This is a genomic window from Arenimonas alkanexedens, from assembly GCF_054781355.1.
The window spans coordinates 487,277-504,244 of the sequence record NZ_BAAGUO010000001.1; the positions used below are offsets into that span (position 1 = coordinate 487,277).

The 16,968-nt window shown below is 67.2% G+C and carries 16 protein-coding genes; 2 read left to right on the plus strand and 14 right to left on the minus strand.

Features of this window, described 5'->3' with window-relative positions:
- Positions 1–2: 2 nt before the first annotated feature.
- Complete coding sequence (ubiU, locus tag ACYVGY_RS02210) at positions 3–1,001, minus strand: ubiquinone anaerobic biosynthesis protein UbiU (RefSeq protein WP_460455849.1); 999 nt, start codon at positions 999–1,001, stop codon at positions 3–5.
- Between the two features lie 143 nt (positions 1,002–1,144).
- On the opposite strand from ubiU, the gene ACYVGY_RS02215 reads away from it, so the two are divergent.
- Positions 1,145–1,687 carry a DnrO protein gene (locus ACYVGY_RS02215; protein ID WP_460455850.1) on the plus strand — a complete coding sequence of 181 codons (543 nt, stop codon included), beginning with the start codon at positions 1,145–1,147 and terminating at the stop codon, positions 1,685–1,687.
- On the opposite strand, the gene ACYVGY_RS02220 is transcribed toward ACYVGY_RS02215, so the two are convergent.
- The 8 genes from ACYVGY_RS02220 to hemN form a co-directional block, all read right to left on the minus strand.
- Positions 1,630–3,117, minus strand: a complete 1,488-nt coding sequence (locus ACYVGY_RS02220) for a UbiD family decarboxylase (protein ID WP_460455851.1) — start codon at positions 3,115–3,117, stop codon at positions 1,630–1,632. The two genes, ACYVGY_RS02215 and ACYVGY_RS02220, sit on opposite strands and share 58 nt — an antisense overlap.
- Positions 3,114–4,175: a PLP-dependent cysteine synthase family protein gene (locus tag ACYVGY_RS02225; protein WP_460455852.1), complete on the minus strand. Its 1,062-nt coding sequence runs from the start codon at positions 4,173–4,175 to the stop codon at positions 3,114–3,116. Before ACYVGY_RS02225 ends, ACYVGY_RS02220 begins: the two co-directional genes overlap by 4 nt.
- Entirely contained in the window at positions 4,172–6,091 is a 1,920-nt protein-coding gene (locus tag ACYVGY_RS02230; protein WP_460455853.1) for a pyridoxal phosphate-dependent decarboxylase family protein, read from the minus strand. Before ACYVGY_RS02230 ends, ACYVGY_RS02225 begins: the two co-directional genes overlap by 4 nt.
- The gene (locus tag ACYVGY_RS02235) at positions 6,088–6,489 is read right to left on the minus strand and encodes a SirB2 family protein (RefSeq protein WP_460455854.1); all 402 of its coding nucleotides are present in this window, start codon (positions 6,487–6,489) and stop codon (positions 6,088–6,090) included. Before ACYVGY_RS02235 ends, ACYVGY_RS02230 begins: the two co-directional genes overlap by 4 nt.
- Positions 6,490–6,498: 9 nt before the next feature.
- Positions 6,499–7,710 carry an NnrS family protein gene (locus tag ACYVGY_RS02240; RefSeq protein WP_460455855.1) on the minus strand — a complete coding sequence of 404 codons (1,212 nt, stop codon included), beginning with the start codon at positions 7,708–7,710 and terminating at the stop codon, positions 6,499–6,501.
- Positions 7,711–7,818: 108 nt separating this feature from the next.
- Positions 7,819–10,098, minus strand: a complete 2,280-nt coding sequence (locus ACYVGY_RS02245) for a nitric-oxide reductase large subunit (protein ID WP_460455856.1) — start codon at positions 10,096–10,098, stop codon at positions 7,819–7,821.
- Positions 10,099–10,245: 147 nt separating this feature from the next.
- Positions 10,246–11,001, minus strand: coding sequence for a helix-turn-helix domain-containing protein (locus ACYVGY_RS02250; protein ID WP_460455857.1), 756 nt, complete (start codon positions 10,999–11,001; stop codon positions 10,246–10,248).
- A 25-nt stretch (positions 11,002–11,026) separates the two neighbouring features.
- The gene (hemN, locus tag ACYVGY_RS02255) at positions 11,027–12,421 is read right to left on the minus strand and encodes an oxygen-independent coproporphyrinogen III oxidase (RefSeq protein ID WP_460455858.1); all 1,395 of its coding nucleotides are present in this window, start codon (positions 12,419–12,421) and stop codon (positions 11,027–11,029) included.
- Between the two features lie 124 nt (positions 12,422–12,545).
- On the opposite strand from hemN, the gene ACYVGY_RS02260 reads away from it, so the two are divergent.
- A complete protein-coding gene (locus ACYVGY_RS02260) occupies positions 12,546–12,740 on the plus strand; it encodes a hypothetical protein (protein ID WP_460455859.1) in 195 nt (64 codons plus the stop codon).
- Between the two features lie 26 nt (positions 12,741–12,766).
- On the opposite strand, the gene ACYVGY_RS02265 is transcribed toward ACYVGY_RS02260, so the two are convergent.
- The 5 genes from ACYVGY_RS02265 to ACYVGY_RS02285 all read right to left on the minus strand — a co-directional run bounded on the left by ACYVGY_RS02265 (position 12,767) and on the right by ACYVGY_RS02285 (position 16,962).
- Positions 12,767–13,765 carry a magnesium and cobalt transport protein CorA gene (locus ACYVGY_RS02265; protein WP_460455860.1) on the minus strand — a complete coding sequence of 333 codons (999 nt, stop codon included), beginning with the start codon at positions 13,763–13,765 and terminating at the stop codon, positions 12,767–12,769.
- A gap of 39 nt (positions 13,766–13,804) precedes the next feature.
- Positions 13,805–14,989, minus strand: a complete 1,185-nt coding sequence (locus ACYVGY_RS02270) for a lipoprotein N-acyltransferase Lnb domain-containing protein (RefSeq protein ID WP_460455861.1) — start codon at positions 14,987–14,989, stop codon at positions 13,805–13,807.
- Positions 14,976–15,824, minus strand: coding sequence for an HlyC/CorC family transporter (locus ACYVGY_RS02275; protein ID WP_460455862.1), 849 nt, complete (start codon positions 15,822–15,824; stop codon positions 14,976–14,978). The genes ACYVGY_RS02270 and ACYVGY_RS02275 overlap by 14 nt, the downstream gene beginning before the upstream one ends.
- 107 nt (positions 15,825–15,931) lie before the next feature.
- The gene (locus ACYVGY_RS02280) at positions 15,932–16,402 is read right to left on the minus strand and encodes a thiol-disulfide oxidoreductase DCC family protein (RefSeq protein ID WP_460455863.1); all 471 of its coding nucleotides are present in this window, start codon (positions 16,400–16,402) and stop codon (positions 15,932–15,934) included.
- Positions 16,399–16,962 carry a GbsR/MarR family transcriptional regulator gene (locus ACYVGY_RS02285; RefSeq protein WP_460455864.1) on the minus strand — a complete coding sequence of 188 codons (564 nt, stop codon included), beginning with the start codon at positions 16,960–16,962 and terminating at the stop codon, positions 16,399–16,401. Before ACYVGY_RS02285 ends, ACYVGY_RS02280 begins: the two co-directional genes overlap by 4 nt.
- Positions 16,963–16,968: the final 6 nt, after the last annotated feature.

A 16,968-nucleotide genomic window follows, 5' to 3' on the forward strand; every position in this document is an offset into this window, starting at 1 on the left:
GTTCAATGCCAGGCACGATGGTAGGGGCCGAGAGTGGTCTGGTGTCCTTCGGCGTGGGCGGAAAGCGCGCGCTGCCAGTCCGGTCGCGGCGTCCAGGCGGCCGGATCGGCGCGATGGCGATCGATCGCCTCGCGCCAGGTGCGCGTGACCGCGTTGACATAGGCGACGCCGCGCTGGCGGCCTTCGATCTTGAGCGCTGCGACGCCGGCCTGGGCCAGCTGCGGCAGCAGCGCCAGAGTGTTCAGGCTGGTTGGCTCTTCGAGCGCATGGAAGATTTCGCCGCCCACGTCGAAGCGACCCTTGCAGACCGTGGGGTAGGCCGCTGGCTCGCCGGGGAGGTAGCGGTCCATCAGCATGCCGTTGAGACGCACGCCGCGCTGGCCGTCGGCGTGCTCTTCCCAGCGCACGAAACGCGCCGGGGAACACACGCCATGCCGGTTCGGGGAGGCCCCGGTGACATAGCTCGACAGCTGGCAGCGGCCTTCCACCATGATGCAGAGACTGCCGAAGGCGAACACTTCCAGAGGCACCGGCGAGACCGAGCAAAGCCGCTCGACCTGCTGCAGCGAAAGTACCCGCGGCAGCACCGCGCGGCTGATGCCGAAGCGTTCATGCATGTAGCGCAGCGCCGGCGCCGTGGTGGCTGAACCCTGCACGGACAGGTGTCTCGCCAGCTTGGGATGTTCGCGCATGGCGTGTTCGAGCACCGCCATCTCGGCGGCGATGATGGCATCGCAACCCAGTTCCGCCGCCTGGTCCACGGCCGCCTGCCAGACCCGCAGGCGCGCGGTTTCCGGGTAGGTGTTGAGGGCCAGGTAGACCTGGCACCCGCGTTCATGGGCGTAGGCGATGCCGGTGCGCAGTTCGGCTTCGTCGAAGTTCAGGCCCGGAAAGGCGCGGGCATTGGTCTGGTCGCGGAATCCGGCGTAGACGGCGTTGGCGCCGGCGTCCACCGCCGCGCGCAGGGCCGGCAGGTTGCCGGCGGGACATACCAGTTGCATCGCGCACTCCATGGGCGGGGGACGGGGCATGCTGGCCTACCACGGTTGCGGTCGTCATTGACCTGAGTCAGTTACCCGGCGACGGTGTCGGTCCAAGATGGTGCCTGCGACGGCCGCGGGCCGCTGCTGTAAAGGAGAATCCGATGAATGCCTATCTGCCTCATGCCCTGTTCGCCTTGCTGTTGGCCGCGCCGGCCCTGGCCGGCACGAACCCCGACGGGGCTGAACCACCGGTCCAGGACCACGCTGCCCAGGCCGAACACGCCGAACACGGCGCGCCGGATGCCCACGCCGACCACCTCTTGCCGGACGGACACGACACGGCCCCGCTGCCCGCGATTCGCTGGGCGTCGGATGCGCCCCTGCGCGAAGGCATGCGTCGCGTGCGCCGTGCCACCCAGTCGCTTGCGCACGGTGGCCACGGCCATCTTGATTCCGGGCAAGTCCAGGCCATCGCCGCCGAGCTAGAGGCCGCCGTTCTGGACATGTTCGCGCGCTGCAAGCTGGCGCCCGAGCCCGATGCCGCGCTGCATCCGCTGCTGGCCCGCGTGCTGGACTCGAGCAAGAAACTGTCGGCCGGTGAGTTCGACCCGGCGGCGCTGGCCGATCTGGAGGCGGTGCTGACCCGCTATCCCGCGCTATTTGAAGACGCTGACTGGAGCGAGGACCACAGCGCTTCCGCCTGACGCTCGGCGGCCGGGTCGGGCACGATCGGCGCACTCCAGGGCCGGCTCGTTTCCCCCGGCCACTTGCGCGTCGCATCCAAGCCCAACTTTGATCCCAGGTTGGGCACCGGGCTGGAAAAATCGAGATAGTCGATCGGCGTGTCGGTCACCAACAGGCTGTCGCGCGCCGGGTCCACGCGCGTCGACAGCGCCCACAGCACCTGCGACCAGTCGCGCACGTCGATATCCTCGTCGGTGACGATCACGAACTTGGTATAGGTGAACTGTCGCAGATAGGACCACACGCCCATCATCATGCGGCGAGCGTGCCCCGGGTATTGCTTGCGGATGCTGACGACGGCGATGCGGTAGGAACAAGCCTCGGGCGGCAGGTAGAAGTCGACGACTTCGGGAAATACCTTTCGCAGGATCGGCACGAAGATCTCGTTCAGCGCCGACGACAGCACCGAAGGTTCGTCCTCGGGTGCCCGGCCCATGTAGCTGCCGTGGTAGATCGCGTCGCGGCGCATGCGCAGCCGCTTCACCGTCAGCACCGGGAACTGGCCCTGGGCGTTGTAGTAGCCGGTGTGGTCGCCGAACGGACCCTCGAGGGCCTGGTCGCCCGGCTCGATGAATCCTTCCATCAGGATTTCACTGCCGGCGGGTGCGTCCAGTCCGGTCAGCGCGCTGCGCCAAATTCGGGTGCGGGCGCCGCGCAGCAGACCGGCGAACTCGTATTCGGACAGGGTGTCGGGAACCGGCGCCACCGCAGCCAGCATGGTGGCCGGGTCGGCACCGATCGCCACCAGCACGGGGAAGGGTTTGCCCGGATGGGCGGCCTGGAAGTCGGCGAAATCGAGCGCGCCGCCGCGGTGCGGCAGCCAGCGCATGATCACGCGATTGCGTCCAATCAGCTGCTGCCGGTAGATGGCGACGTTTTGGCGGGGTTGGCGGGTGCCGCGCGTGACCACGAGTCCGAACGTTATCAGCCGGCCAACATCATCCGGCCAGCAGCGCTGGATGGGCAGCGCGCCAAGATCGATATCGTCGCCCTCCAGCACCACGTCGTCGAACGCCGCGTCATGCACCTGTTTTGGCGCCACGTGCGCCAGCTGCGCAAGCTCCGGCCAGCTCGACAGGGCCTGACGAAGGTTCGATGGCCAGCGTGGCTCCTTCACCGAGGCCAGCAGTTCGCCAAGCTCGCGCAGGGAGGCCAGCGGGCGGCCGCCCAGCGCGAGCTCGATCCGGCTCCGATGGCCGAACAAATTGCCCAGCAGCGCATGGCGGGAATCCACCGGCTGGGTCATGAGCAGGGCGGGGCCCGCCTTGCGAAGCGCCAGGCGGCACAGGGCCGTACTCTCAAGGTCCGGATTGACCGGTGCGTCAACCTGTTGAAGCTGTCCGTGCCGCGACAGCGTAGCCAGGAAGGACCGCAGGTCGTGGTGGCTCACCTCGCTTCCAGTGCCGTGATGCGCGCCAGGCCGGCGTCCAGGTCAATGCCGTGGTCGGCAAGCCAGCGGCGGTCGAACAGGGTTTCGTCGTAGCGGTCGCCGCGGTCGCACAGCAGGCTGACGATGCTGCCAGCCTCGCCGGCCGCGCGCAGTTCGCGCGCCAGCCGCAGGCAGGCCACGAGATTGGTGCCCGAGCTGCCGCCGTAGCGCTGGCCGATCAGCGACTCGAGGCGCCAGGCCGCGGCGATGGATTCGGCGTCATCAATCTCCTCGACCCGATCAACGACGTCGAACAGGAAGCCTGGCTCAACCCGCGGCCGGCCGATGCCTTCGATCTTCGTCGGCATCCGTGCCGTGGCCTTGGAGTCACGACTGTGCCAACCGGTCGCAAATGCCCCGCCGCTCGGCTCCGCCACGCAAACCCGGGTGTCCAGCCGGCGATAGCGCAGGTAGCGGCCCACCGTGGCCGAGGTGCCGCCGGTGCCGGCACCACACACGATCCAGGTCGGCGCCGGGTCCTGGTTGGCGGCCATCTGGTCGAGGATGGATTCGGCGATGTTGTTGTTGCCGCGCCAGTCGGTCGCGCGTTCGGCCAGTCCGAACTGGTCGAGGTAGCACAGGCCTTCGCGCTCGGCGCGCTCTTGGGCGATGAGGCTGGCGTCTACGCCGTGCGGCACCAGCACGCAGTCGGCGCCGAGCGAGCGGATCAGGCGGACTTTTCCCGGCGCTGTGCAGCCGGGCATCACGGCGATGAAGCGAAGGCCCAGCAGGCGTGCAAACCAGGCCTCGGAAATCGCAGTGCTGCCGGACGATGCGTCGATCGCGCCCTGGCCCTCGTTTAGTCGGCCATTGCACAGGGCGTACAGATAGAGCGAGCGCGCCAAACGGTGCTTGAGGCTGCCGGTGGCGTGGGCCGCTTCGTCCTTGAAGTAGAAGCGGATGTCGGGAAATTCGGGCAGGTCGATCCGCAGCAGGTGGGTGTCTACCGCGTCCGCGCTTTCCTGGGCCAGTTCGGCCAGCGCGGCGTGCAGCCAACGACGCCCCGGTGCGCTGTTCATGCCGCCGCCAGCAGCGTCATGGCACGGCGCTCGAGATGCTCGAAATACATTTCCAGGTAGCTGATGCCGTTGCCGGTGTCGAGCAGGAAGGGATTCATCAGGGTATGGCGCAGGATCACCAGGCGGTCGTCGTCGTCGCCGCCGACATCCAGCGTGCCGGGGTCCAGCTCGAGCGAATCCAGTATCTGCCGGGTTTCTTCCTCGCCCAGAACCTCCGGGCGCAGCGTGGTCATCGAGCCAAAGAACTCGCGCGACTGCAGCGGCTGGCGCGGGTCGTAGCACAGGTCCTGGTGCAGGCTGCGCACGAACCGGTTCATGGTGGCGACGTCGCGGTTGCCAACGGGGTTGAGCGCCAGGCAGATCAGGTTGCTGTCGGGTTCGAACGGAACGCGGCAGGTCACGCGGTCCTGCAGCCGCGCCGCGAAGCGGGTCGCGGCCGTGCGGAAGGCTTCGGTGGCCAGGATGGATTCGCGCGGCAGCTGGCCGAAGTTCTCGTGGTCCAGCGGCAGCACGCGGTGGGTGACGTAAACCGCCGCCGCCGCGGCGCCAGGTTTCGAACCCTCGGGAATGTAGCGGCCAAGCTGGCGGAAACGCTGGAAGTAGTCGCCGTCCTGGCCCGGCGTGAAAACGTAGTCCGCGTCTTCGGCCAGCAAGGCCATGGCCCGCTGGTCACGGCACAGGAAGGCGCCGGCTCCGTAGGGAATGTAGCCAAGCTTGTGCGGGTCGACCGTGATCGAGTCGGCCTGTCCCAGCGCCCCGACCGCGGCATGCACCTCGGGTGCCGGGAAGTCACGGTACTCCTCGCGCATGTCGGCCAAGGGGCGCAGCCGGCCATCGGGCTCGCGGAACAGGGTCGCCAGGTAGCCGCCCCAGGCCGCATCCACATGCATGCTGAAGCCGAGTCCGCGCGCCGCCCAGCGATCGCGCGCCGCAACGAGTTCATGGATCGGGTCGATGGTGCCGAATTCGGTGCTGCCCAGTACGCCCACCACCATCAGCACCGGCTGGCGCTCGCGCTCGCATCGCGCCAGCGCGTCCTCCAGCGCGTCGACATCGGTACGCATGCCGCGCTCGGGCAGCAGTTCCAGCTGGGCGCGGCCCAGGCCCATCAGTTTCATGCCCTTGGACCAGGAGTAGTGCGCGGTTACCGGCGCCAGCACCCGCGGTGACCGCAGCTGCGGATGGCGCGCCAGGAAATCGGCGATACCCAGTGTTTCCATGCGTTCGGCTACCAGCCGCAGCCGCCACTGCTTGCGCTGGGGTGCCGGGCAGTGGGCCAGCCAGGCGGTCCAGCGTTCCAGCAGGTCCACGCTGGCCGCGGGGGAAAGGTTGAACGCGGTCCAGTCATCTTCCGGAACATCCAGCCCGGGTGGCGAAACCGCCCGCATCGCCACCGGGAATGACTTCAGCGCCAGCGCCAGGCGCAAGGACTGGAAGTTGGCCAAGGTGCCACCCGAGGTCAGGTGGCCGAAAGCGCAGTCCGGGCGCGTCGGGTCGTCCACGTAGCCCAGCATCCTGGCCAGCTGCAGCCCGGCCTTGAGCTCCAGGTCGATGGTGACCGGCGCGGCGTCCAGGCTGACGTTGTTGGGGTTGTAGGGCAGGGTGAGGAACTGCGCCAGCATGCCCGGCAGCAACAGGTCCGACACCATGTGGCCGATGTAGCGCGGGCTGTGGAAGGGCACCGAGCGCTTGAGCGAGGCCGACAGGGAATGCAGCTCGCGGCGCATGCGCGCTTCGAAGTCGCGGAACGCCGGCTCGCTGGCCGCATCGGTCGGGATCGCCGGCGGATCCTCGGGATGGAAGTTGCGGCGCCAATACACGTGGTCGCGAAGGAACTCGACCACGAGTTTTTCCATCAGGGCATCATTCTCGCCGTAGGGGCCAAGGAAGCAGGGATGGATGGCCGCCGAGGTCACGCGGCGATGCCCTGCAGGATGCCCAGCGGATGATGCGCCCTGGCCACGTAGTACATGAAGCCGAACGTCGCCAGCGCCGCGACGTAATAGAGCGCGCGTGCGCGCTGACTGCGGGCGCGCTTGAGCGCCAGGCTGCCCAGCACCACGTAGACCACCAGCAGGGCCAGTTTCACCGACAGCCAGGGCACTACGAACGGGTTGAGCTTGAGTGCGGTCAGCAGCATCAAGGCCGCGGTCAGCAGCGTCGTGTCAATGGTGTAGCTGAGGTAGCGGATCGGTGCCGCCATCGCCCAGCGAACGCCGCCCAACACCAGTGCGCCGCGCAATGCGAACAGGCCGCCGCTGGCGAGCACCGCGGCGATGTGAACGAGCTTGATCTGCAGATAGAAGACGATCATTTCGCGCCCTCAGCCCGGCCGGCCATCGATGCGCGGCGAGGCATAGATCCACAGCGAGCGAAGAACCCAGGGCAGGAAAACCACCAGCCAGCCGATGCTGGCCGCCAGGAACCAGGGCGCCGGATTCGCCGCCAGTTCCGCGCCCACCCGCATCAGCGACACGATCTGCATGCCGATAAAGGCGATGGCGGGAATGCGACCCAGCACCAGCGGCCGCCCAGAATGTCCCTGGGTGACGCGGGTCACCATGGCGACCAGCAGACTGCCGAAGAAACCAACCGACACCGCGTGTACCGGTGCACGCCCCAGCGTGAATTCACCGGTACCCAGGAACCACAGGCTTTGGGCGGCATACAGCGCCAGCGCGATCGGCAGCCAGGAATAGCCGATGAACAGCACCCGCAGCAGGGCGGGCGCCTTGCCCCGCGGCCACCAACGCCACAGGGTCACGATCCCCAGCGCTAGCAGCGGCAGGTCCACCAGCCACAGCCACTGGTACAGGTGCGCCAGCTCCAGCGCGACATGGCCCAGCCACAGCGGCCAGCTGATCGCCAGCAGCCACATGGGCCGCCACGGACGGTAGCCGGCAACCACGTTGCTGGCGAAGAAGGGGAACATCCGGTGCGCGACCGTCGAATACACGGGGACCAGCAGGCCGAAGGTGCCGATCTTGAGCATGGCGAAGGCCAGCCGCGGTTCGCCCGGCAGATGCAGGTAGGCGGCGAAGGCGAGCAGCCCCGCCAAGCCCATCAACAGCCCGCCGAAGCAGGACATCGCGTGCCAGTTCCCGCTGCGGTCGCGCGCGAGCCAGCCGGCCAGCACGGCCATCGCCGTCACCCAGCCTGCGATGGTGTTGATGACGCCCAGGTGCACCAGCATCGCCGAGCCCGTGACCAGTCCGACCAGCACCAGCACCTGACCCGCAACCAGGCCAAGGCCCACCGGCAGGTAGTGCCAGCGACTGGCGTCGGTCTGCGCCATCCAGCGTGGGAAGACGGTCAGCAGGAAGCCAAAGATAAAGGCCGGCAGCACCTGATATTGCATGATGAAAGCATGCATCCAGCCCGCCGGGACGCTCGGTGTCGGTAGCCAGCCTCCCAGCCAGCCGGTCCACCAGGCCATCGCCGCGAGCACATTGGCCGCGCCGATGAAGAACAGGAGCCGATGCGGTGCAGCCGCGAGAACGGTCAAGTCGAGAGTTTTGGGGCGCGTGTTGTCCATGTCGCCATGCTGACAAGCCACCGCCCGGGTCGCCTTGACCCAAGTCACCCGAAAAGAAAAAGGCGGGGCCGATTGCTCGGCCCCGCCCTTGGACAAACGTGATAACGATCAGCCAGCGGTTTCGGTAGCGACCTCAGCCACCGGAGCACGCTTGGGCGCGATCCAGAGCCGCGCCACGAACCAGGCCAGCGCCACCGCACCGACACTGAAGATCGTATCGCCCGGCACCCGCATCCACACCAGCATTTCAATCAGCGGCTGCTGCATGAAATCGGCCGAACGCGCGTACCAGTACCCGTGTTCGATCGCTGCGTTGAGCTGCAGGATGCCGATCGGCAGCAGAGTGAATACCGCCATCCCGACCAGGCCGATGTTCAAAGCCCAGAAGCTAGTGCGCAGCGGGGCTTCCGGCCAGATCGCGTCCGGCTTCAGACCGCGCAGGCAGAACAGCATCAGACCAATGCCCAGCATGCCGTACACACCGAACAGCGCCGTGTGACCGTGCAGCGGGGTCAGGTTCAGGCCCTGCATGTAGTACAGCGGCAGCGGCGGATTGATCAGGAAGCCGAACAGGCCGGCACCCACCAGGTTCCAGAAGGCGACCGCCACGAAGAACAGGATCGGCCACTTGTAGCGCTGCATCCAGGGCGTGGCATGGCCAAGCTTGAAGGTGTGGTAAGCCTCGAAGCCGATGTAGGCCAGCGGCACCACTTCCAGCGCGGAGAACGAAGCACCCAGCGCGATCACCGCCACCGGCGTGCCGGTGAAGTACAGGTGGTGCAGGGTGCCGAGCACGCCGCCAGCCATGAACACGATGGTCGCGAACAGGACCGCCACGGTGGCCGTGCTGTTCTTGATCAGGCCCAGCTTGGTGAACAGGAAGGCGATGACTGCGGTGGCGAACACTTCGAAGAAGCCCTCGACCCACAGATGCACGACCCACCAGCGCCAGTATTCGACCATCGAAAGGTGCGTGTGCTCGCCCCACATCAGGCCGGCGCCGTAGAACACGCCAATCGCGACGGTGGAGAGGAAGAGCAGGCTGGTGATGGACTTGGACTCGCCGCCCGCGCGGATCGCGGGGACCAGGCAGCGGCCCACCAGCGTCAGCCACAGGCCCAGGCCGATGAACAGGAACCACTGCCAGAAGCGACCAATGTCGACGTATTCCCAGCCCTGGTGGCCGAACCAGAAGTTGTGGGCCAGGCCCAGCTTCTGCATCACCGCGAACCACTGGCCTACGAAGGCGCCGACCACGATGATGATCAGGCAGACCCAAAGTATGTGGACCCCCAACGCCTGGAATTTCGGCTCATGCCCGGAAATGGCCGGTCCGATGTACAGGCCCATGCCCAGCCAGGCGGTGGCAATCCATAGCACCGCCAGCTGCGTGTGCCAGCTGCGGGTTAGTGAATACGGCAGGTATTCGGCCAGCGCGAAGCCGTAGGCTTCCTGGCCTTCCACCTGGTAGTGCGCGGTGATGGCGCCCAGCAGGATCTGCACCAGGAACAGCGCGATCACGATCCAGAAATACTTGGCCGTCGCCTTCATCGAGGGCGTGACCACGACCTTCGCCAGCGGATCGGTGTCCGGCAGCTTCAGCGGCTCCTCTTCCTTGCCGTGGGTGACGGCGTAGTGCCAGCCCAGCAGGGCGATGCCCGCCAGCAGGAACAGGACGCTGAACACGGTCCACATGAACAGGTTCGACGGCGGAACGTTGCCCACCAACGGTTCATGCGGCCAGTTGTTGGTGTAGGTGATTTCCTTGCCCGGCCGCTGGGTGACGGCCGACCAGGCGGTCCACCAGTAGAACGCCGTCATCGCGCGCCGGTGTTCGGCATCGGCGACGGTGTTGTTCTTCATCGCATAGTTCTCGCGCAGCACCGCCGTGGCCGGATCGTTGCCGAACAGGCTCTGGTAGTGCGCGGAGACATTGCTGATGGCCAGGGCGCGGTCGTCGTCGATCACTACCGACTTCGTGTCCGCGTCATAGGTGTTGGCGCGCATCATTTCGGAGAGACGGACGGTCAATGCCGCCTGCTCTGCCTTGCCCAGGGCCTCGAAACCGGCCACCGAGTAGTCGCGACGCGCCCACTGGTCGAGGATGTCGATGGCTTCGCGGTGCAGCCAGTCGGCGGTCCAGTCGGGGGCAACGTAGCTGCCGTGGCCCCACACCGAGCCCAACTGCTGGCCGCCGGTGGTCTGCCAGACCTGGCGTCCCACTTCGATGTCGGAACGGGTGAAGACCACTTCGCCACTTTGTGTGACGACTTGTTCGGGTACGGGTGGCATCTCTCGATGGATCTCGCCACCGACCCATAGCAGGACGGTGAAAGAGACAGCGAGCAGGATCGCGAGTGCGATCCATAGCTTGCGGGTACTGCTCATGACGACTCTCCGGTTCAGGATGTCGCAATGTTCAGCTTCCGCCGCCTTAGCGTCCCTGACCCAGATCAAGCTCCCGGCAGTCGGGAGCGCAAGCTGGGCGCGTGCGGCGCATCGGGAATCAATTCCCTCCCACAGGGCGGGCGGCGATTAGTGGCGAAGGACGTGGAGCGCGAGGGCTTCGAGACGGGCGGGGTCAAGGATTTCGAGCTCGCGACGCTCGACCAGCACCAGCTTCTCGTCCTGCAGCCGCTTGAGCACGCGGCTCACCGTTTCCGGCGCCAGCCGCAGATAGTTGGCGATGTCGGTGCGGGTCATGGTCAGGTGCAGGCGCGTGGGCGAGAAACCACGGCGCGCGTAGCGGCGCGACAGCGCCACCAGGAAGGCGGCCATGCGCTCGTCCGCGCTGAAGTCGCCGGCCAGCAGTGAGGCCTTGCCGATGTCCTCGCTCAGCAGCTTGAACAGCTGCGCCTGCAGGCCCGGCATGCGCGTGGCCAGCACGGCCATCTTCGGGAACGAGAAACGGCACAGCATCACCGTGTCCAGCGCTACCGCGTTACAGGGGTAGCGGGACTGGCTGATGGCGCTAAGGCCGATGATCTCGCCGGGCAGGTGGAAGCCCAGCACCTGTTCATGACCCGAGGCGTCGAGCACGTAGGTCTTGACGGTTCCCGCGCGCACGGCGGCGATGGCATTGAACTCCTCGCCCTCCCGGAAGATGTGCTCGCCTTCGCGGAAGGGGCCGATGTGCTCGACCAGCACGTGCAGGTCCATCAGGTCGGACTTGCCGAAACCCTGGGACAGGCAGGCATCCGAGAACGCGCAGGTGCTGCAAAAATGCAGCTCGTCGCCGTCGTCGGCGGCGGCGGGCGAAGGCAGGGCGCGCCGGCGGGCGGTCGGGCTCATGGCCGGCTCCGGGCGACGGAGACGGTCAGATCGCTTTCGAGAAGCGTGCGGGTTCGGCCTGGGCCTGGTGTAGATAGCGGTCGAAACATGCCGCAATGATACGCACCAGCAGGCGTCCGCGCTCGGTGGCGCGGATGCGGTCGGCCTCGATCACCACCAGGCCGTCGGCGACCAGCGGGGCCAGCCGGGCCAGGTCCTCGGCAAAGTATTCCTGGAAGTCGATCTCGTGGCGCAGCTCAAGCGGCGCGAAGTCGACTGAGCCGTGGCACATCAGCTGCTGGATCAGGTCGGCCCGGAGCACGTCGTCGGCGTCCAGGGCCATGCCGCGCCAGGTTGGCAGGCGGCCTTCGTCCAGGGCGATTTCCCAGGACGGCAGGTCCCGGGGGCTCTGGCTGTAGGTGTCACCGACGTGGCTGATCGCGCTCACGCCCAGGCCGATCAAATCGCAGTCGGCGTGGGTGGTGTAGCCCATGAAGTTACGGTGCAGCTTGCCCTGGGCCTGGGCCTGGCTGAGGTCGTCGCTGGGCAGGGCGAAGTGGTCCATGCCGATATAGCGGTAGCCGGCGGCCGACAGCATCTGGATTGACAGCTGCAGGAGGCCGAGCTTCTCTTCGGCGCTGGGCAGCTGGCTTTCGTCAATGCGCTGCTGTGGGCGGAAAAGCTGCGGCATGTGCGCATAGCTGTAGACCGCCAGGCGGTCCGGGCGGGTGGCGATGACGGTCTCGAGCGTGCGCTCGAAGCCCTCGCGGGTCTGCAGCGGCAGGCCGTAGATCAGGTCCACGTTCACCGAGCGGAAACCGCTGCGGCGACAATTGCGGATCACGGCATTGGTCTCGTCCACCGACTGGATGCGGTTCACCGCCGCCTGCACGGCCGGATCAAAGTCCTGCACGCCCAGGCTGGCGCGGTTGAAGCCCAGCTCGGCCAGGGCCTCGATGTCGCCGGGCTTGATCACCCGCGGGTCAATCTCGATCGAGAAGTCGCGCGCCGGGCTTTGGCTGAAGTGGAAGTGCCGGCCCAGGGTGTCGAGCAGTTCGCCGATCTGGTGCGGGGTCAGGAAGTTCGGGGTGCCGCCGCCCAGGTGCAGCTGCATGACGTCGCGGTCGCGGTCGAACAGCGGTCCCAGCAGCGAAGCCTCGCGGACCAGGCGCGCCAGGTAGGGCTCGGCGCGGCCAAAGTCGCGGGTGATGATGCGGTTGCAGCCGCAGTAGAAGCAGGGGCTGAAGCAGAACGGCACGTGCACGTAGAGCGACAGGCGGCGCGGAATCGGGTCCTCGTTGGTCTTCTGCGCGGCGCGCCGGAATTCGGCGTCGCCAAACCCGGTCTTGAACTGGGGCGCGGTCGGATAGGAGGTATAGCGCGGCCCCGGCTTGTCGTAGCGGCGCAGCAGCTCGGCGTCGAAGGGAGGGATCGTGGTCATGGCATGCAGGTTAGGGAGCGTCGGCCCTCCCCGCCTTGACCGACGTCAAGCCGGCGCCCGTCACGCCAGCCTTCGGCCGGGCGGGGCAAGCTGCGCAGCTGTCCCCCCGATCCAAGGAATTGCAATGAGCCCTACTGGCAGCAAACCGTCGTCCACAGCGGACGCCAACCCCAGCCCCCGCGACCTGTTCGCCGCCCATATCGCCGCGGCCTTGATCCAGGCGCCCAAGCAGGCGGGCGTGCCGCGGCTGGAACGGGATGCTCTGGCGCGCCAAGCCTTCGAATTCGCGGACGCGATGATGCAGGCGCGCAGCGCCTGAAGGTTTTCAGCGACGGGAGCGCGGGCTCAGATCCAGCGGGCGCGACGCAGCAGGATAAATAGTCCGCCGACGATGCCCGCGGTGATGGCAACCATGACGCCGTAGCTATAGCGGCCCTGCATCTCGGGCATGTTTTCGAAGTTCATGCCGTACCAGCTGGCGATCAGGGTGGGTGCGGCCAGCAGGCCGGCCCAGCCGGCCAGACGTTTGACCACCTCGCCCTGGGCCACCGTGACCAGGGCCAGGTTGACCGACATCGCGGCGGTCAGCATTTCGCGCAGGGTGTCAGTGGCGTCATTGACCCGCTGGGTGTGGTCGAACACGTCGCGGAAGTACAGGCGCATTTCTTCGCCCACCAGCTGTGTGTGGACGCGCGTGAGCTGTCCGGTGATGTCCTGCATCGGTGCTACCGCCAGCCGCAGCGTGGTCAGCTCGCGCTTGAGCTCGTACAGCTTCCGCACCGTTTCGCGCGAGAAGTTCTCGGCGAAGATGTCCTTCTCGAGTGCGTCCAGCTTTCCCTGGAATTCGTCGACGATCGGCAGGTAGTTGTCGACGATGAAGTCGAGCACGGCGTACAGGCCGTAGGTCGGCCCCAGCGCCAGCAGTTCCGGCTCCCGCTCGCAGCGGGTGCGCACCGAACTGTAGGACAGCGAGTTGCCGTGGCGCACCGTGATCAGGTAACGCAGGCCGACGAAGACATGGGTTTCGCCGAACGAGACCTGGCCGTCAATCGCCTGGGCGGTGTGTGCGGCGATGAACAGCGAGTTGCCGTAGGCCTCGATCTTCGGCCGCTGGTGGGCGTGGTGGGCGTCCTCCACGGCCAGGTCGTGCAGGTCGAACTCCTCCTGCAGCGAGTCCAGCAGCGACTCCTCCGGCTCGTACAGCCCCACCCAGATGAAGCTGCCGTCGTCGATCGCCAGCACGTCGCTGATCTCCTGCAGGGGCAGGTCGCGGCGACTGCCGTCCCGGCCGTAGCGGACACAGTTTACGATGGCGTTGGGCGCTGGGGTGCTTGGGTTTTCCATGCCGGCATCATCGGCCGCGGGGCCGGTGCCGGCAAGCCGTCAGCGACCGGGGTCGAGGCGGCGCAGCAGGGCCCAGTGCAGCGGCAGCAGCAGCAAGACCCATTCGACGTTTTCCTGCGGCCGGAACGGCATGAACTTCAGGAAACCCGCCAGGGCCGCGCCGGCTACCACGATCCACAGCAGCCAACGGAAGCGCGCCGAAGGTTCGCGGCCGCGCAGGCGGGCCCAGCCGCCGGGGATCAGCAGCAGGCACAGCGGGCTGAGCAGCAGCAGGTTCTCGTTGCCGTGCCCGGCGACGTGGGCGCTGCCGAACCAGATCAGGAGCATGGTCACGCCGGCCAGGCCTGCGACGGTCCAGAAGCCGATGGCGGCACCGGCCAGCACGCGCGGTGCGCGCCGGCCCAGCCACAGCACGCCCAGCGCCAGCACGATGCCGGCCACCAGCGCCGGTATCCGCAGTCGCGGGGCTTCGGATGGCGGCTGGCCGATGCGGTGCGCGTGCAGGATTTCCTCGGATATCACCAAGGGCCGGCCGTCGGCCAGGCGCACTTCGCGCAGGGCATCGCGCAGGCGCATGGGGATAAAGGACTCTTCCCAGCGCGACAGCGGCCGGTCGGCGTAGTCGGCCAGGCCGAGATGGAAGCCGATCGCCATCCACGCGGCAGGCGTTGCCAGGCGGACCGACTCGCTGCGGTAGGTGTTGCCCTGCGAGCGGCCGGTGAGCTGGGTCTTCAGCGTGCCGCCCAGGGCCTGGTCCAAGGCGTCCCGGACCTGGGTGGAGCAATTGCTGGTGAAGTAGTCGTAGCGGTAGCGGGCCTCGTCGCCGCTGGCGCGGACCCGCAGGGATTCGGCCAGGGCGCGCGCCTGTTCGTCTTCTAGGTCAAGCCACTGCAGGCTGGCGCCGCGGCCCAGCTGGCGATAGCGGGCCATGTCCTGCTCCAGCGGCAGCGCCACCAGCCAATAGCGCATCTCGCCGCTGATGAAGTCGCCGAAGAAATTCGGCTCGTCCATATCGAAAAAGCCGAAGTTGTACGAGGTCTGTTGGCCGGTGGCCGGGTCGTCAACGACGATCGCGTTGTGGCCGAAGCGCTCGAAGAAAATCTCGCCCGGTTCCATCGTCACCACGCCGATGCGCGGCGCGTCCTGCGCCATCGCCGGGCTCAGCAGGGTGGTGGCCAGCCAGAACGCGAGCGCCAGGGCCAGGCGCCAATTACTCCGGGCCATGGACGCTCAGCACGAAGGTGTGCACGCGGCGCTGGTCGGCGCGGCCGACGCGGAAGTGGAAGCGGCCCAGCGACAGCTCTTCGCCCGCTTCGGGCAGGTGGCCGATGGCCGAGGTGACCAGTCCGCCTATGGTGTCGTATTCGTCGTCGTCGAAGTCGGCACGGAACTGCTCGTTGAAGTCCGAGATCGGGGTCAGGGCATCGACCAGGAACTGGCCGTCGGCCTGCGCCGCGATCAGCTTGGCCTCGTCGGCGTCATCGTGCTCGTCGTCAATCTCGCCGACGATCTGCTCCAGCACGTCCTCGATGGTGACCAGGCCGGCGACGCCGCCGTACTCATCCACCACGATGGCCATGTGGTTGCGCGACAGCCGGAACTCCTTGAGCAGTACGTTCAGTCGCTTCGACTCGGGGATAAGCACCGCCGGCCGCAGCAGTTCGCGAACGCTGGACGGGCCGCCGTCGGCAACCATGCCGCGCAGCAGGTCTTTGGCCAGCAGGATGCCAAGGATTTCATCGCGGTCTTCGCCGTGGACCGGGAACCGGGAGTGCCCCGATTCGACCACCATCTTGGTCAGGTCCAGGAAGTTGGCGTCGAGCGGCAGGGACACCATTTGCGAGCGCGGCAGCATGATGTCGCCGACCTGCTGCTCGGACACCGACAGGGCGCCCTCGAGCATCTTCAGCGTATCGGCGCCAAGCAGGCCATTGACCTGGGCATCGCGAAGGATCTCGACGATATCGTCGAGGGTCTGGGGTTCGCCGGAAAAGGCCAGGCTCAGGCGTTCAAGCCAGGAGCGGCGTTCCGGCGGGCTACTAGGGGAATCTTCGGACATCTCGGCAAGGCAGGCGCCAGGGGGCGGTGCGGCAAGTGTAACCGCAGATGCCGGAGCGTTCATTTCCGGCGCGTGAACCGGGCGGGGCCGGGCCGGGGCTGGGCGGATCAGTTCGGGGGCAGCTCGCAGCGGCCGGTGCTGCAGGCGCCGGCGCGGGCCTGGGCGCGGGCCGCGGCGCGCCGGACCAGCCAGCCATAGGCGCGATTCAGGCCGAGCCAGGACAGCGGCTGACGCAAACGCGCGATCCAGGGGTAGACCCGGTTCCAAAACGGCCGCAGTCGGGGATTACCCCAGAGTGCCGCCATGCCGGGCAGGCCGGCGGCGGTGTAGGCCAGTTCGAACACTTCGACGCCGATGAACCACCTGCCGGCGGCGTCGCGGGCGTGGATCAGCCGCATCAGCTCGGCCTGGGGAATACCGGCCGCGTTGAGCTCGGCATCGGTGAAGCCCGGTGCGGAGGCGTCCACCAGGGTCAGGTGGGCGGACGCGTCATAGGCTTTGAGGGCGTGCATTTCCTCGCGGCAGAGCGGGCAGGACGCGTCGTAGTAGATCAACAGCGGCCAGGTGGCGGTGGTCATGACTTGTTTCCCTCGCGGATCAGTTTCTGGATGCGGCTTCCCAGCTTCATCACTTTCATCAAGGTCGCGGGCTCGAGCCTGAGCATTTCCTCGCCCCAGGACGACAGGGCCAACATCAGGGCCAGGGTGTCCTGCATGCGCTGGCGGGCACCGGCGTCCTCGCCCGGGAAGCCGGGGTCGCTGGTGAGTTCCTGCAGCAGGTTCACGGTTGGGTCGAACTCGCGTGCCTTGCGTTCCATGACCACGGTACGGAACAGCTCCCACACGTCGCGTGAAGTCTCGAAATGATCTCGGCGTTCGCCGACCAGGTGCGACACCCTGACCAGCTTGAGGTTCATCAGCTCGCGCAGGCTGTTGCTGACGTTCGAGCGCGCCACCCGCAGCACCGAGGCGATGGTTTCGGCGTCCATCGGCCGGCCGGCCAGGAACAGCAGGGCATGTACCTGGGCCACGGTGCGGTTCACGCCCCAGCGCGAACCCATCTCGCCCCAGTGCAGGACGAAGCGCCGGCTGATCGGGCTCAGCGGGTCCTGGAGATAGTCGGCAGGGGCTTCGGTCATGGCGGA